A 15,550-nucleotide genomic window follows, 5' to 3' on the forward strand; every position below is an offset into this window, starting at 1 on the left:
GAGCTACTGCGGAATAATAAACTAAGAAAAAGCAATATCTTTTACGTGCTTGTCAAAAAGCTGCATCAAAGTGATTCAAGATGTTTACGCTTTGTACTTCTACTGAGCTACTAAGGAATTATTTAACATTTCCTTAAGACAATATTTAATTTAACATGTTTCCAAATTAACGTCAATGCTTTTTTAAACTTTTTTTATTTTTTTATGTACATTCATTGATTAGACCTGTAATGCCTATCCCCAATGAGTTTATGAAAGATCAATATTGAAGTTTTTCTAATATAAATGCTTACATTGTACAAAATTATCAAAAAGATACATAATAACGTTGTAAAGAGATATAACAAGATTAAGGAAGGATGAGTTTATGAATCTATTCAAGCAATTTTGGTACAGCCTATACTCTCCCAAAACAATTGCAAAGTTCAGACTCCAAAAAATCGGCAAGACAATATTCTATTTATTTCTATTAGCGATTCTTTATACTCTTCCAGGTTTTTTTTCATTTGAGAAAGCTGTAAAACTCCAAGTGAACAACGCCTCAGATTTGTTAAAAGAAAACATCCAAACAATCTCCTTAAATAAAGGAATCTTAACTGTAAATGATAATAAACCATTTGAACGTAAGATTGGTGACTATAGATATGCATTTTATCCAACTGAAACAAGTTTACCATCATCAACTTCAAAGGATAAATATTCGATTACGGTCCTAAAAGATCGAGTTGTCATAAAAACTGATGCTGGAGAACAGGATTATCCCTACCTATCATTAGATAAAACTGAAATAAATAGAGCGGATATTTCTAAATTTATACAAAACGTTAAGCAAGCTTTACCGGTTTTTATGATTGCATTGTTTTTCTTATTTTATTTAGGTTCTTGTTTCTTTATTTTCATTGTCGCAACAATACTTGCGTTTATCACTGCACTATTTCACTCTGAAAAGAACTTAACGTTTAGACATAGATTTGCAATGATTGCCTATAGCTTAACACTACCAACAGTCATTTATTTTGTTGTTGGACTATTTAACATCAACATCCCATTTCAAACAATCTTATTTATAATAATATCTGCTGTTATGTATACTTTAACTGTAAAAAAATTGCCTTCAAAAAGATAAAAGAAGTGTGTACACACATTTCTTTTATCTTTTTTTCGTTTAAACAAAAGATTTTTTAAACAAAGCTTATTTTTTACTAAAATTAAGTAGGTCACTTCTATACTTATATGGAATATAAAGAGTGGACAAGCATATAGTCTACTAAAGGAGTGATGTATATGAAGAAAATTTTTTATTTCTTTGGCATACTATTAGTTATTTATATCGTGTTCTTTGATCTTCAAGTAGGAACAATTCCTACAAAACATATAAGCACAGTTGCAACTGTTTCTAAATCAGATGAGACGTCTAAATCAACTAAATCACTTCCAGACTTTGAGGAAATCCAAGTAAAAAATGGAGATACAGTTTTAGGTATTGTAGAGGAGCTAAATCCTGACTTTACACAGCCAATTAGTAAAATCACGAAAGATTTCACTGAATTAAACAAAGGACTATCACCAACAAAAATTCAAAGTGGAAAATCATATAAATTTCCACTTTACTCTTCTAATAAATAGAATTTGTGGTATATTTCTTTTTAGCAAGTTTATAAAAAGAGAAATCATGAAGAAAATATGATAATGTATAGATGTACACAAACACAAAATGAAATTAGTTATTTTTGAAGGAGCGAGTTACTCGTGAATGAACTTACACATAGAAGTAAAACACGTGCAGTAAAAGTTGGTAATGTAGTTGTTGGTGGTGCAAATGAAATTTCGATACAAAGTATGTGTACTACAAAAACACATGATGTTGAAGCAACAGTTGCTGAAATTAAACGTTTAGAAGAAGCAGGCTGTCAAATTGTTCGAGTTGCGGTACCAGATGAAAGAGCTGCAAATGCAATTGCTGATATCAAAAAACAAATTAATATACCTCTTGTAGCTGATATCCACTTTGATTACAAATTAGCATTAAAAGCAATTGAAGGTGGAATAGATAAAATAAGAATTAACCCAGGTAATATTGGTCGCAGAGAAAAAGTTGAAGCAGTTGTTAATGCTGCGAAAGCAAAAGGTATTCCAATTCGAATCGGTGTAAATGCTGGTTCTTTAGAGAAACGTATTTTAGATAAATACGGTTATCCAACAGCTGATGGTATGGTTGAAAGTGCATTACATCATATTAAAATTTTAGAAGATCTTGATTTCCACGACATTATTGTTTCAATGAAAGCGTCTGATGTAAACCTAGCAATCGAAGCTTATGAAAAAGCAGCTAAAGCATTTAGCTATCCTCTTCATTTAGGTATTACTGAATCAGGTACACTATTCTCTGGAACAGTGAAAAGTGCAGCAGGTCTTGGTGCGATCATCAGCAAAGGGATCGGTAATACAATGCGTATTTCTTTAAGCGCAGATCCAGTTGAGGAGATAAAGGTTGCTCGTGAACTGTTAAAGTCATTTGGTTTATCTTCAAATGCAGCTACATTAATTTCTTGTCCAACATGTGGACGTATTGAAATTGACTTAATTAGTATTGCAAATGAAGTTGAAGAATATATTTCTACATTAAAAGTCCCAATTAAAGTAGCGGTTCTAGGCTGTGCGGTAAATGGTCCTGGTGAAGCTCGTGAAGCAGACATCGGAATCGCAGGTGCTCGTAAAGAAGGATTACTGTTCCGTCACGGAGAAATCGTTCGAAAAGTCCCTGAAGCAACAATGGTTGAAGAATTAAAGATAGAAATCGATAAAATTGCTGCTGAAAAACTTGCTGAGCTAGAAGCAGCAAAAAATTAATAAATTGAACAAAAAAACATACAAAACTTCAGGTTTTGTATGTTTTTTCTTTTAGATTGAATAATCTTGCGGTATAAAAACTTTTAATTCATTAGGACGAACAAAAACTCGCTCCCCTAACTCAATGTTTAAATTGATAAATAATTCATTCATTAATTCCACTTCTACATATTCTTTTGTATCTTCCCTTAACACTTCCACATAAACAACCGGACCAACTGCATGTATATGAGTCACAATTGCACTGATTGAAGTTTGGTTTGTCTCAAATTTTTCTATCGTGATTTGATGTGGTCGAACGTAACCGGTCACTTCTTTATGATCATCATCTTCTAATTCTGGTAATGGTATTTCTAAACCACCACTGATTAAGCTACCTTTCTGAACTCGACCGTGGAATAGATTTACCTTCCCTAAGAAGTCATATACAAATGGCGTTGCTGGGGAATGATATACTTCTTCAGGTGTTCCAATTTGCTCAATCTTTCCATTATTCATAATAACAACTCGATCCGCCACTTCAAGCGCTTCTTCCTGATCATGAGTAACGAAAATACTTGTAATTTGGATATCATCATGAAGCTTTCTCAACCATCTTCTTAAATCTTTTCGAACCTTTGCATCCAAAGCTCCGAATGGTTCATCTAATAGTAGCACAGTTGGCTCTACCGCAAGAGCTCGTGCTAACGCAACTCTTTGTCTCTGTCCACCTGATAATTGTGAAGGATAGCGTTTTGAAAAGTTTTCAAGCTTCACTAGCTTTAACAATTCCATTACCTTTTCTTCAATTTCACGTTTCTTTGGCTTCGTCGATTTAGGTCTTACATTGAGCCCAAATGCAATATTATCAAATACAGTCATATGCTGGAACAGCGCATAATGTTGAAAAACAAAACCAACGTTTCTCTCTTTTACTTGGAGCCGACCTACATCTTGGTCCTCAAATAAAATACTTCCTTCATCAGGAATTTCTAGACCAGCAATAATTCTTAACAAAGTTGTTTTCCCTGAACCCGAAGGACCTAATAACGCAACTAACTCCCCTTTTTTCACGTCTAAATCGATCTGTTTTAAAGCAGATTCGTTTTCATAGTTTTTTATAACATTCAATACTTTTATTGACATTCAATCCACTCCTACTGTTTTGCTTCTTTATGGGTTTTCCATTCGATGATATTTTTAATAAGCAATGTAAGTATTGCAAAGATAGACATTAAAGATGCTACTGTGTAAGCTTCAGCGAAATGATATTCATTATATAAGTTTTCAATATGTAGAGGCATCGTAATGGTTTCACCTCTAATATGGCCAGATACAACTGAAACTGCACCAAATTCACCAACCGCTCTGGCATTACACAGAATCACACCATATAAAAGACCCCACTTAATTTTTGGAAGTGTAACCTTCCAGAAGGTTTGCCAGCCGTTTGCTCCTAAAGTCAACGCAGCCTCTTCTTCTGAACTGCCTGTTGCTTGCATTAAAGCAATTAGCTCTTTTGCAACAAAAGGAAGGGTTACAAATATTGTTGCAAGAACAATACCAGGAGTTGAAAAAATGATTTTTAGATTATGTTCCTTTAACCATTCACCGAAAACACCATGAATTGGACTAAATAATAAAACAAAAAGTAAGCCAGCAACTACGGGAGAAACTGCAAATGGTAATTCAATGAATGTTAGTAATAAGTTTTTCCCTTTAAAATGAAACTTCGTCGTTGCCCACGCGATCGCAATTCCAAACATTGCATTAAGGGGAACTGTAATGATGGTCACTATGAACGTTAATTTAATCGCAGCAATTGTATCTTCGTTAACCACTGCTTCTTTATATACTTCAAACCCTTCACTAAGCGCTTTTATAAAAATAGAACTCAATGGAAGAAATAGAAATAATGATAAAAATAAGATGACGATTGCAATTAAAATAAACTGAATGGAATTCCCGTTCCCTTTCTTTTTGTCCGATGATTTTAAGAATGTCGCTCGTTCAATCTTTAGATTCCGTTGCATCCAATCATTTCCCCCCTTCAATGTCTACTGCTCTATTGGCGTATCTCTGAAATACACTAATAATGGATAAAAGGATAAATGAAATGACTAATAAAACAACAGCAAGAGCAGTTGCCCCTGCATAATCATACTGTTCTAATTTAGTCATAATTAATAAAGGGGTGATCTCGGTTTTCATCGGCATGTTCCCTGATATAAATACGACCGAACCATATTCGCCTAAGGATCTAGCAAATGCTAAAGAAAAACCAGTTAGTAAAGCTGGTAAAATCCCAGGAAAAATAACCTTCCAAAATATTTGAAATCGGTTCGCACCAAGACTAGCTGCTGCCTCTTCTACCTCACTTTGAAAATTTTCTAGTACAGGCTGGACCATTCTCACAACAAATGGCAGACCAATAAATGTTAACGCAATGATAATTCCTAGTGGAGTATAGGCAATTTTAAACGATGCAAATTTCCCAATCCACCCTTCCTGGGAATATAAAGTCGTTAATGTAATACCTGCAACTGCAGTTGGTAAGGCAAAAGGCAAATCAATAAAAGCATCCACTATTCTTTTCCCCGGAAAACGATAACGGACTAATACCCACGCCACTAATAAGCCAAAAACTGCATTTATGATTGCTGCAATAAATGCAGTACCAAAACTTACTTTATAGCTTGCCATAACACGGGGATCAGTAACGATATCAATAAATTTTGACCAACCAATGTCAAATGAATTTAAAAACAACATAGAGATTGGTAGTAATATAAAAAAACTAATATAGAAAATAGAAAATCCAAAGGTTAATCCAAAACCAGGCAGGACTCTATTTTTTTTACTAAATAATTTCAATGTAAGCCATACCTCCTAAAAATAAAAAATGAAATAAAGAAAACTCGAATTTGACTAGCAACCCTAGCATCATCAAATTCGGAGCATTCTTTATTTTGAATTCTACTAAACTTTTTTTAATTTAATTAATAAGTTTAGTAAATTACTGATAGATTTGATCAAAAATTCCCCCGTCACTAAAATGTGTAGTTTGTGCTTTTTTCCAACCACCAAAGTCCTTGTCAATCGTTAATAATGGTAACGTTGGATATTGATCACTGTATTTTGTAAGTATTTCTTGATTTCTTGGTCGATAATAATTTTCTGCAATGATTTGTTGACCTTCATCACTATATAAATAATTTAAATAACTCTCCGCAACTTTCTTTGTATCATCATCTTTAATATTCTTATCAACAATCGCGACTGGTGGTTCTGCTAAAATACTAATTGAAGGATATACAACTTCATATTTTCCTTCTCCTAACTCCTTAACAGAAAGTAAAGCTTCATTCTCCCAAGCTATTAAAACATCACCAATTCCTTTTTCAACGAATGTTGTCGTAGACCCACGGGCACCAGTATCTAACACGGGTACATTCTTATATAATTTTGCAATGAATTCTTTTACCTTCTGCTCATCGCCATTAAATTTCTTTTCCGCAAATCCCCATGCAGCTAAGTAATTCCATCTTGCACCACCAGATGTTTTCGGATTTGGCGTTATAACTTCAATACCTTTCTTTGTTAAATCGTCCCAATCTTTAATACTCTTTGGATTGTCTTTTCTTACTAAAAAAACAATTGTTGAAGTATAAGGTGTAGAATTATATGCAAATTCACTTTGCCAATCTGGGGAAATTAATTCTGCCTGTTCATTAATCGAATCAATATCATACCCAAGTGCCAATGAAACAACATCAGCATCTAAACCATCAATTACCGCTCTAGCTTGTTTACCAGAACCGCCATGTGATTGTTTAATGGTTACTGTTTGATCATGTTCATCTTTCCATTTTTTACTAAAAGATTTATTAATCTCTTCATAAAGTTCACGAGTTGGATCATAGGATACATTTAAAATTTCAATGTTTTTAGAATCAGCAGTTGTATTTACTGCCTTTTTATCATCTTTTAATGTTGTATATAAAATACCCGCTATAACGACTACCGCTACTGTTGAACTGATTAACCATATTTTTGCGCTCATTTTTTTCTCCTCTCAAGTTCAAGTACTAATTAATGCCGTTGCTCCTTTTTGAACTTCAACACATATCAATCTCCCCTTTTAAGGCGCAAATGCAAAAAGACCCTTAACTATATTGAATAGTTAAGGGCCTTTGGTCTTCCAATCAGCCATATATTTATTTAATAGCTTAATAATAAACAGAGTATTCCTATGTGTCAACTATGTTTTTTGATAATTAAAAAAATTTTTCATTTTACAACATTTCTTTTCTAAGTCATTGTATACTCAATATAATTTATCATTAAACAACATGTTCGTGGGGAGGTATGAAATGGTTATTGAAAGATATTTCGAGCACATCGGCATCAAAAAACCAATATCAATTTCATTTGAAGCATTGAAAGAAATTCATAAGTATCATTTACTAACAGTACCTTTTGAAAATCTAGATATTATAAATGGTGAGCCACTTAGTATGGAACCTTCTTTTATAATGAACAAGATTATTCATCACAATCGTGGTGGAATATGTTTTGAAACAAATACTTTACTTGCCACCATCTTACTTGAGCTAGGATTCGACGTACAAAAAGTTTCTGCAAAATTTTGGAATGATGAGAAACAAGAATGGAATCCCGATTTTTCACATCTTGCATTAATTGTTACGATTGAAGGAAACATGTATTTAGCTGATGTAGGAGTTGGTGGAGGGTTTTTAGAACCAATATTATTGGAACATAATCATGAATATTCTGACTCAAACGGCGCTTACCGTGTAATCAACATCACAGAAACGACATATATACTTCAAAAGCTAGAGGAATTAATTTGGAAGGATTTACTATTCATTTCTACTGAAAGCAAACAAATACATCAATTTGAAGAGCAATTTTTATATTATCAAACGAGTAATGAAACCATTTTTACAAAAAATAAAATTGTAAATCGTTTAACAAAAGACGGACGAATTACTTTATCAGATCATCAATTAAAAATAACGAAAAATCATATAGTAACAATTACAGAATTTGATTCTGAGGAAGAGTGGCACAAAATTTACAGTGACATTTTCCAACCATCTAAGTCATATAAAAATGTGTAAAAGTTGTTTTCATGGGCTTAAAGACCTAACAATGCAAACAACCAATACTCAATTGAAATAAAATCAATTTCAACCTACTTACAATTAAAATTTTAATGCTAAAGTTTGAGTAAAACTTTACTCAATGAAGCATATTAAAGTTAAAAATGATGAGTGGAGGATGATTATGAAAGAAGAGCGTAAAAACCAACCATTTATAAATGAAAGAAGAGAAGATGAAATTAATAAAACAAGTGAAGCTTCTAAAAATAACACACCAACACCCAATCCTAAAGATTATGAAGAAATAGAATATTAATCAAAAAAACCTTCAATTATCTGAAGGTTTTTTTTCTTATTTTCTTCTCTAATTCCTATTCCACTTTTAATACAAATGCATAATATGCATCTCCATTTGAGATATTTTGTCTATTTTCATCCATCCACCAAGCACTAAAAGCATAATAATAAATCCCTTTTTCTTTTGGTGCTGAAAATAGATTTTTTTTGATTTTAACGCTTTTTTCGGCTTCATCATTCAAAACAGTCAGATTATATTCACCAGGCTTCAAATTGGATTTTACTCTAATTTCAATTTTTTCATTAGGCTGGACAACAATCGGTTTTTCGCCTGCTAAAAGTTCAATTGCTCCAACTGCTTCTACACATTTATGGCTCATTAAACCTTTCCAACAATATGTCCCTAATTTTGTATCAAACATTTGATCACCAACAAATATTTTCATTTTCGGCGGCTTCCCAGTCACGTAAGAGATGTTAGAATAACAGACATAAATTAAAAGGATCGCAATAATAATCATACTCACCATTAGTCTCTTATTCAAAATAACACCAACTTTCACATTTAGAACATTATATGATGCTTACTGCAAATTTAATCTTTTAAGTGCAATAACTGTTTACTAATATTACAAATCATTTCCTCAACAACCATTGGTACTTCCACAAAAGCACTTTTCATATGTAACCGCTCTGTCCGTTTATGCGCATCTTTACCGAAGGGACCAACATTCAAAACTGGTGCATCCAAACTCTTCATGATGTCAAAAGGTAAAGTATAGGTATCCCCCCATACTGGTGTATTCACCTCAAATGATGTCCAGCCTTCATGTGAATCCGAATAATTTACATAGCTCAAATCACAAATGCCATTAAAATAGTGAATTCTTTTTACTGTTAAATCACATTTTTCTAATGCTTTTTCAGTTACAAAATCAATACACTGTTCAACCAGTTCATTTCCAGTAGAATTAACCGCTGGATAATAAGGTGGTGCAAATAAAATGATAATTGTCGGTGCGAGTTCTTGACATTGTATCATCAATTTATCGGCAATCCGGAATGATTTCTCACGATCATCCCATTCGTTATGACTTTGAACTTCTTTTTTTATTTTCTCAACATACTCTGTACCGTACTTATTTGTGGCATAAGTCAGTAACTCACTATATCGTGTAACGTTTACTTTCCCAATCGGTTTTACATGATGTATTTCACATACTTTTCCATATTGTTCATTACATTCATTAGCTGCCTCGATTGAAATCTGCTCAAACAGATCCATAATTTCAGCAGCATTTCTTTTCATTAAAAATACATTGTATAGTGCAGATGTCCTATATGGTGTTTGTGTAGAATATTCTAATTTCAGATCTTTTTGCTGTAATGTAACTGGCAATGGTGTTTGTTCACCAAAGGAAGTTTCTTGAAATTTCATATTCCACTCCATTTTTTTTGTTAAAAATGATGCAATATATGGTGAAGTTAAGCCACTAAGTGGTTCACCAGCATGAGTTTCCTTTCCATAAAAAAGAGCAGCAGGCATGATTTTTCCAATTGTTCCCGAATATATATAATATTTCGGATCACCTGGTTCTTGTGAAAATACAGGTTCTCCATTTAAAAATAACTTATATTCTATATCGTATTCCTCTTTCATTGAATGTAGTGTTGTAACAGCAGATCGCATTCCGGCAGAATTCACTTCCTCATCTGGAACAGTTAGAAGAAGCAAGTTAATTGGCCAATTTTCTACTGACGCTTTCTCAACGAGACTCATATGCATTGCTAGTCCCATTTTCATATCCATTGTTCCACGACCAAATAAATATTCACCAGACAATAAATCCTTTTGTACCTCATCGGTAAATTCATTTAACTGATTGGCAAATACCTTAGTTAATTCTTCCGGTTCGGTTGCTAATGATTCAAAATCACCATATTCTTCAGTGTTTACAGTATCAAAATGACTGATTAAACAAATCGTTTCCTTTGCTTCGGGATGCTTATACAGAGCCGTTACATATTTTCGTCCTAAATCAGTGTCATGAAGGGACAGATACTCTGGAAATTTTTGAAAATAATCCAATTCAAATAACAGTTCTTGAAGCTTAAATGAAAATTGTCGCTCTCCCTCAGTCAATGTCATACTCTTCCAGCTTACTAATTTCATTAGTAAATTTTTCAAGTCCTCAGGTGTACCCCATTTTAAGTTATTCATTAGAATTTCCCCCTATAATGATGCAGCTAATTATCATTCGTTTCTTTTATTTTATAAAATCATAGCTAATAGAAATATAATTGATTAAAGAAACTGTCGTATCAACGAGCTACTTTATAAATTTTAATGTCCAGTTAGTATAGTTTTACTTTCTAGAGATGGATAGGAAAACCCTCTTATCGTGATTTATTATTATGAATTCATAAAAAAACCACCTTGAATAGGCGGCTTACAGATTTCTTTTATTCACACTCTTCCCGTCATAACTAAACAAAACTTCTTTACCATCCATTTTAGTTTCAATATGAATTGGACGTCCCCATAATTGGTAAATGTATGGTAATACTTTTTCTAAATATTTCACTTCAAGTTCTATACCCTCGTATCCATGTTTTAAATATAATTCACCATTCTTAAAATAGTCTCCATCATCCACTGTAATGTATGGATACCCACCATTAGTACGCATATTTACTAGCTGATCACGTACTTTATCCCAACTTTTATCACTAATTTTATAATCTTTTCCATCTCGTTTAAATAAGTACATATCTTCTCTCATAACAAACTCTTTTGTTATATAATTTCTAATAAAGCTAGTGTCCGATTCTATTTCACGTACTTCGAAAATTTTTTCAGTTCCAGAACCTATTTTCACTCCATTTTTTATCATATCTTCAGTCGGATGATTATATCTTTCTTCTATATCTTCAAACATTTTTAATCCAAAATAATAAGGATTTATCCCCGTCCTATTAGGCTGTACAACACTTGCATTCAGTTTTGCAAATTCAATTGATTCACCTGAGGTTAAATCAAGCTCTCTTAGTATTCGTTGATGCCATAAACTAGCCCAACCCTCATTCATAATTTTAGTTTCTAGTTGTGCCCAAAAATAAAGCATTTCTCCTCTTAACATCGTTAGAATATCTCTTTGCCATTCTACTAATTCGCGACTGAAATGTTGTATAAAAAGCAGAAGATCTTTTTCAGGTTTAGGCGGGAATTTCCTTTTACTTGGTTTTATAGGAGTATTGCTTTTTTTCTGATCATCTAATTTCCATAGATCATCATAAGGACCAATTCGTTTAGGCAACACCTCATCTTCGTCATGCAATGCCCATGGTAATTGATTTCTAATAATTGAGGGATCAATATGCTCTTGAATAGCAAGGACTGCATCAATGAAATGCTCAACTATTTTTTTCCCAAATTTATGTTCATACTGGTTTATTCGCTCAGCAGTTGCCGCCATGCTCTCAACCATATCTCGCCTTGTATTACTGAAACGTACATTATTTTTAAAAAAATCGCTATGAGCTAGCACATGAGCTACAATTAATTTGTTTTGGATCAGGCTATTTGTATCTAGCAAAAAAGCAAAACACGGATTTGAATTAATGACTAGTTCATATATCTTACTTAGTCCAAAATCATATTGAAGCTTCATTTTATAAAACTGTTTTCCAAAACTCCAATGAGTAAATCTTGTCGGCATTCCATAGGCACCAAATGTGTAAATAATATCAGCAGGACAAATTTCATACCTCATGGGAAAATAGTCTAGTCCAAATCCATTAGCTATTTCAGTAATTTCATCTATTGCAAATTCCAGTGCACGATAATTGCTTGATTCCATTATTTTTCCTCCTACCTTATGTATAGTCAATGTATGAAAAAATTTGTCAATATATGCTAATCTGAAATAAATAGAATCTTTTGTTTTGTTTGTTCTGATAGAGGTAAACAGCTACTAAATGTCGAATATGTTTAATAGAAGGGAGATGAAGTAATGAGCAAAATGATTCTATTGAAAAACCTTCGCAATGCTACTAGAGGAAACTTTTTTTCAATCAGTATTGATTATTCCTTGAAGGAAGAGGAAATGAGAATTCAAGAATACGCCAAAGAGTTAGAACAAGAAGGATTTATAAAATTAAAAGAATATAAACAGTTAGATCACGCTATTTTTCTAAGCGGTATATTGAAATATGCATCCAATTAATTGGGTGTTTTTTTATTTTTAGTTTGGTCGATATATACACAATTACAAAAAACCTTACTTTTTATGAAAGTAAGGTTTCAAAAATCTTATTTGTATTAATCAATTTCTGTAATACGATAAATATTATGACCTTCGTTAAAGGCTAGTTCTTCGATTAGAAATGTTTTTTCATGAAGTCTTTTATCGACCAAATCTTCGTACTGAAATGATTGTTGAACACCATCAACTTCTGGTTTTTCATCATCTTTTTTGATTCCTTCATGATCTTGTTTTGCAGTTGGATTTTCTCCGCCAGCAAGAAGTATCCATGTAGAGTTATCTTTTAAATGTTGATATACAGCATGTTTTTTATAGTGATTATGATTTAAGCCAAATGCTTTAAATAGCTTTTTATGACTTTCAGATGACAGCCTTATATTGTTGTCTTTATCTTTATTTAGGAGACTACTATAATTGTGAATGTAAACTTGTATATTCAATAACAATCCCACCTTTATTTTTTTGATTCTTACTAATTATGTCTATTACGGTAACAGGTTTTGTTTCGTTATTGGATAAAAAAATTGAATCTATAATAGCTTTTGAAATGTAAAGGAGGATCAAATTGCACAGTTAGTCCGAGGAAAAAGTATCGTTTAAATGGCCAAATAAGTAATTCAACCATTTAATTTTGCAATAATAATTCTTTTGCCTGAATTCCAGTAATTCCCTTAATTAACTCAAGCTCACTAATCAAGATTTTTTTAGCATTATCTAACATTTGCTTTTCACTTGAGTTAAGAGATTTTTCTTTATCTATTCGCATCAAATCACGTACAACCTCTGAGCCATCTTTAATATTACCAGTTCTCATTTTCTCAGAATTCATTTTAAATCTTTCCTTATATGGAAGAGACAAATCAGATTGTCCATTATGAAAATTTTGTAATACATCCTCAAGTGTTTGTGAATTGACTACTAAACGGATTTTAGATTGATCCATTCTAGTAATTGGAATCATTACCTCCATCTTCTTAATCAGCAATCTAATGACAAAATATTGTTGTACATCACCTTGAATTTCTTTTTCAATAATGGATTCAATCACACCTGCTCCTTGCATTGGATAAACAATATTATCGCCAATTTCAAACAATATACTACACCCCCATTAATAACAACTCTTTCAAGCATACCACGAATAAAAAAAATGTCAAATTTAATATTTTATCAAAACGAAAGTATTATTGTCAATTACTTTTGTGTTTTTTTATAAAATATAGTTTTCCTATGTACATCTTTATTTAACTAAAATAAAAAAACATTATCTCATCTGTAAGATAATGTTCCTTGGAATGTTATTATGACAATTCAATTATATTTAGAATCCACCAATATTAATATTATACGCAATAAAAGTACATACAATTATCATGCCGATACATAATAACAAAATAAATCCTGATAATTTAGCTAACCCTTTTTCTTCCTTAACGATGGCAACGACACCAGCTATTAGACTTGCTAACAAACTGATATAGTACGTGTATAATGCAATGACTTCAATTAAACGAATAGTTTGAATTGAAAAGGCAAAAATCGCCCCTATTATGCTGATGATTACAAGGAAATATGCAAGTTTTCCTATTTTTTGGCTAAATTGTATAACACCCTTTGTGACAATTACTAGACAAAGGATTAAGCTGATAAAAAAAGTACCTGTACTTATTTTTTGAAATACATTAGGAAGTGGATCAGAGAATAAGCCAATATAAGAAAGAAAAATAATACAAAATAAAAGTAATACATATCTTCTATATTTTTTGAGTTTATCCATTAACCCCCATCCTCCTAGGCAAAGTATCTTTCTTACAAACTTTTAGCCTTAAACCATACTATTCAACAATGGATGAATTTCTCCTTTAGGATTGATAGGTGTGATTTCGACAAGAACAAAGGTTCTTTATTTTTGCCGAAAAGTAAATAGATAACCATTATTTACAAACGTACGTTCTTATTTTATAATAAGTTTGTGGATAGTAATTTGATGTGAAATCGGGTTCAGGTAAACAAGTTGGCTAAATAAAAAAAATTGATATTCGAGGAGTAAAATAAAATGACAGTTAAATTAATCCCTTATTTAATTATGGATGGTAATGCACAGGAAGCAATAAAGTTTTACGAAGAAACGTTAGACGCTCAAATTCAATTCAGTCAAACTTACGGAGATTTTGCTGATACCCCTGAAACTGCTAATTCAAAGGATCTGATTATGCACGCTTGTATTCAAATTGGCGAATCAAACCTAATGTTATCTGATACTTACCCAGGATATCCTCATCAAACGGGTAATCAAGTTACAATCTGTATTTCTACAAATGACATCGAAAAATCAAGACATATTTTTGAAGGATTATCTCAAGGTGGGCAAGTAGAATTACCACTTCAAGATACTGGATTTAGTCCTGCATATGGAAAAGTTGTAGACAAATTTGGTGTATTATTCCAAGTTTTCACTGAAGGTAATCAATAATTCATATAAGGAAATGATTCCTTTGTTTTATTAGTATCTTGAATCAATTTTTCCCATCTTTTTATATATCCCATTTTATGAAACAAGTATTATACCTTACATACAATAAAAGAAAATAGCTCTGTCTAAATGAATCATTAGACTAAGCTATTTTCTTTTTTTTTAATAAATAATTGTTTTATTTATTTTCTTACAATAAAGGTAAACCAATGGTAATTCAATTTATAGATTTACATTACAATCCGGACATAGTCCATATATTTCAAATTTATGGCTTTGCACTTTATAACCTGGCAAATCTACAGGGATATTTTCCATCGGACATCCATGAATACTTTTCGTATTTCCACAGTCTAAACAGATAAAATGATGGTGGTGTTCAGCTGAAGCGCATTTTGATCTAAAACGCTTTTCTCCGTCCAATTCAGTTACTTCCACTACATCTACATCAACAAAAGTGGTTAAATTACGATATATAGTATCAAAGCTAAGTCCTTTGTATTTATCTTTTAATGCAAGTTGGATATCTCTTGCTGTTACATATTTATTTTGTCTAAAAA

The 15,550-nt window shown here is 32.0% G+C and carries 18 protein-coding genes; 7 read left to right on the forward strand and 11 right to left on the reverse strand.

The genetic code is table 11. From position 1 onward, the window contains the following. The first annotated feature begins 367 nt into the window (after window positions 1–367). From V7056_RS12445 to ispG, 3 genes are all read left to right on the forward strand, one after another. On the forward strand, window positions 368–1,126 hold the full coding sequence (locus V7056_RS12445) for a DUF1189 domain-containing protein (RefSeq protein ID WP_499702366.1): 759 nt from the start codon (window positions 368–370) through the stop codon (window positions 1,124–1,126). 158 nt (window positions 1,127–1,284) lie between these two features. After that, window positions 1,285–1,626 (forward strand): protein YqfZ, encoded by a 342-nt coding sequence (gene yqfZ / locus V7056_RS12450; protein ID WP_499702368.1) that lies wholly within the window; start codon window positions 1,285–1,287, stop codon window positions 1,624–1,626. Between the two features lie 123 nt (window positions 1,627–1,749). Beyond that, complete coding sequence (ispG, locus tag V7056_RS12455) at window positions 1,750–2,850, forward strand: flavodoxin-dependent (E)-4-hydroxy-3-methylbut-2-enyl-diphosphate synthase (RefSeq protein WP_087998913.1); 1,101 nt, start codon at window positions 1,750–1,752, stop codon at window positions 2,848–2,850. A gap of 51 nt (window positions 2,851–2,901) precedes the next feature. On the opposite strand, the gene V7056_RS12460 is transcribed toward ispG, so the two are convergent. From V7056_RS12460 to V7056_RS12475, 4 genes are all read right to left on the reverse strand, one after another. After that, the gene (locus V7056_RS12460) at window positions 2,902–3,975 is read right to left on the reverse strand and encodes a sulfate/molybdate ABC transporter ATP-binding protein (RefSeq protein ID WP_499702370.1); all 1,074 of its coding nucleotides are present in this window, start codon (window positions 3,973–3,975) and stop codon (window positions 2,902–2,904) included. Between the two features lie 11 nt (window positions 3,976–3,986). Further along, window positions 3,987–4,862, reverse strand: a complete 876-nt coding sequence (gene cysW / locus V7056_RS12465; protein ID WP_499702372.1) for a sulfate ABC transporter permease subunit CysW — start codon at window positions 4,860–4,862, stop codon at window positions 3,987–3,989. 4 nt (window positions 4,863–4,866) lie between these two features. Further along, on the reverse strand, window positions 4,867–5,703 hold the full coding sequence (gene cysT / locus V7056_RS12470; RefSeq protein WP_499702373.1) for a sulfate ABC transporter permease subunit CysT: 837 nt from the start codon (window positions 5,701–5,703) through the stop codon (window positions 4,867–4,869). Window positions 5,704–5,845: 142 nt separating this feature from the next. After that, a complete protein-coding gene (locus tag V7056_RS12475; protein WP_499702375.1) occupies window positions 5,846–6,892 on the reverse strand; it encodes a sulfate ABC transporter substrate-binding protein in 1,047 nt (348 codons plus the stop codon). Window positions 6,893–7,202: 310 nt separating this feature from the next. On the opposite strand from V7056_RS12475, the gene V7056_RS12480 reads away from it, so the two are divergent. Then, window positions 7,203–7,973 carry an arylamine N-acetyltransferase family protein gene (locus tag V7056_RS12480; RefSeq protein ID WP_499702377.1) on the forward strand — a complete coding sequence of 257 codons (771 nt, stop codon included), beginning with the start codon at window positions 7,203–7,205 and terminating at the stop codon, window positions 7,971–7,973. Window positions 7,974–8,139: 166 nt separating this feature from the next. Continuing rightward, on the forward strand, window positions 8,140–8,271 hold the full coding sequence (locus V7056_RS12485) for a hypothetical protein (RefSeq protein WP_499702379.1): 132 nt from the start codon (window positions 8,140–8,142) through the stop codon (window positions 8,269–8,271). 55 nt (window positions 8,272–8,326) lie between these two features. Here V7056_RS12485 and V7056_RS12490 read toward each other — a convergent pair whose 3' ends face one another. The 3 genes from V7056_RS12490 to V7056_RS12500 form a co-directional block, all read right to left on the reverse strand. Further along, complete coding sequence (locus V7056_RS12490; protein WP_499702381.1) at window positions 8,327–8,698, reverse strand: hypothetical protein; 372 nt, start codon at window positions 8,696–8,698, stop codon at window positions 8,327–8,329. 149 nt (window positions 8,699–8,847) lie between these two features. Next, window positions 8,848–10,473: a M20/M25/M40 family metallo-hydrolase gene (locus V7056_RS12495; RefSeq protein WP_499702383.1), complete on the reverse strand. Its 1,626-nt coding sequence runs from the start codon at window positions 10,471–10,473 to the stop codon at window positions 8,848–8,850. Window positions 10,474–10,702: 229 nt separating this feature from the next. Further along, the gene (locus tag V7056_RS12500; RefSeq protein ID WP_499702385.1) at window positions 10,703–12,112 is read right to left on the reverse strand and encodes a SpoVR family protein; all 1,410 of its coding nucleotides are present in this window, start codon (window positions 12,110–12,112) and stop codon (window positions 10,703–10,705) included. Between the two features lie 153 nt (window positions 12,113–12,265). On the opposite strand from V7056_RS12500, the gene V7056_RS12505 reads away from it, so the two are divergent. Beyond that, window positions 12,266–12,478, forward strand: a complete 213-nt coding sequence (locus tag V7056_RS12505) for a hypothetical protein (protein ID WP_499702386.1) — start codon at window positions 12,266–12,268, stop codon at window positions 12,476–12,478. Between the two features lie 95 nt (window positions 12,479–12,573). Here the strand turns inward: V7056_RS12505 and V7056_RS12510 are convergent, their stop codons facing one another. The 3 genes from V7056_RS12510 to V7056_RS12520 all read right to left on the reverse strand — a co-directional run bounded on the left by V7056_RS12510 (window position 12,574) and on the right by V7056_RS12520 (window position 14,294). Then, window positions 12,574–12,957, reverse strand: coding sequence for a hypothetical protein (locus V7056_RS12510; RefSeq protein WP_499702388.1), 384 nt, complete (start codon window positions 12,955–12,957; stop codon window positions 12,574–12,576). 185 nt (window positions 12,958–13,142) lie between these two features. Further along, on the reverse strand, window positions 13,143–13,613 hold the full coding sequence (locus tag V7056_RS12515) for a CarD family transcriptional regulator (protein WP_499702389.1): 471 nt from the start codon (window positions 13,611–13,613) through the stop codon (window positions 13,143–13,145). A 225-nt stretch (window positions 13,614–13,838) separates the two neighbouring features. Beyond that, entirely contained in the window at window positions 13,839–14,294 is a 456-nt protein-coding gene (locus tag V7056_RS12520; protein WP_499702391.1) for a hypothetical protein, read from the reverse strand. A 279-nt stretch (window positions 14,295–14,573) separates the two neighbouring features. On the opposite strand from V7056_RS12520, the gene V7056_RS12525 reads away from it, so the two are divergent. Next, entirely contained in the window at window positions 14,574–14,990 is a 417-nt protein-coding gene (locus V7056_RS12525) for a VOC family protein (protein WP_499702392.1), read from the forward strand. Window positions 14,991–15,212: 222 nt separating this feature from the next. Here the strand turns inward: V7056_RS12525 and V7056_RS12530 are convergent. Then, on the reverse strand, window positions 15,213–15,550 hold a 338-nt coding region (locus V7056_RS12530), incomplete at its 5' end, for a Fur family transcriptional regulator (RefSeq protein WP_499702394.1).

Source organism: Bacillus sp. JJ664 (assembly GCF_036962205.1).
In the GTDB taxonomy this organism is placed as follows: domain Bacteria; phylum Bacillota; class Bacilli; order Bacillales; family Bacillaceae_G; genus Gottfriedia.

Coding starts and splice junctions, on each gene's coding strand:
- yqfZ (WP_499702368.1), top strand. CDS start 1,285: ATGAAGAAAATTTTTTATTTCTTTGGCATACTATTAGTTATTTATATC.
- V7056_RS12495 (WP_499702383.1), bottom strand. CDS start 10,473: ATGAATAACTTAAAATGGGGTACACCTGAGGACTTGAAAAATTTACTA.
- V7056_RS12505 (WP_499702386.1), top strand. CDS start 12,266: ATGAGCAAAATGATTCTATTGAAAAACCTTCGCAATGCTACTAGAGGA.
- V7056_RS12490 (WP_499702381.1), bottom strand. CDS start 8,698: ATGAAAATATTTGTTGGTGATCAAATGTTTGATACAAAATTAGGGACA.
- V7056_RS12480 (WP_499702377.1), top strand. CDS start 7,203: ATGGTTATTGAAAGATATTTCGAGCACATCGGCATCAAAAAACCAATA.
- V7056_RS12520 (WP_499702391.1), bottom strand. CDS start 14,294: ATGGATAAACTCAAAAAATATAGAAGATATGTATTACTTTTATTTTGT.
- V7056_RS12460 (WP_499702370.1), bottom strand. CDS start 3,975: ATGTCAATAAAAGTATTGAATGTTATAAAAAACTATGAAAACGAATCT.
- cysW (WP_499702372.1), bottom strand. CDS start 4,862: ATGCAACGGAATCTAAAGATTGAACGAGCGACATTCTTAAAATCATCG.
- V7056_RS12485 (WP_499702379.1), top strand. CDS start 8,140: ATGAAAGAAGAGCGTAAAAACCAACCATTTATAAATGAAAGAAGAGAA.
- V7056_RS12500 (WP_499702385.1), bottom strand. CDS start 12,112: ATGGAATCAAGCAATTATCGTGCACTGGAATTTGCAATAGATGAAATT.
- V7056_RS12445 (WP_499702366.1), top strand. CDS start 368: ATGAATCTATTCAAGCAATTTTGGTACAGCCTATACTCTCCCAAAACA.
- V7056_RS12475 (WP_499702375.1), bottom strand. CDS start 6,892: ATGAGCGCAAAAATATGGTTAATCAGTTCAACAGTAGCGGTAGTCGTT.
- V7056_RS12525 (WP_499702392.1), top strand. CDS start 14,574: ATGACAGTTAAATTAATCCCTTATTTAATTATGGATGGTAATGCACAG.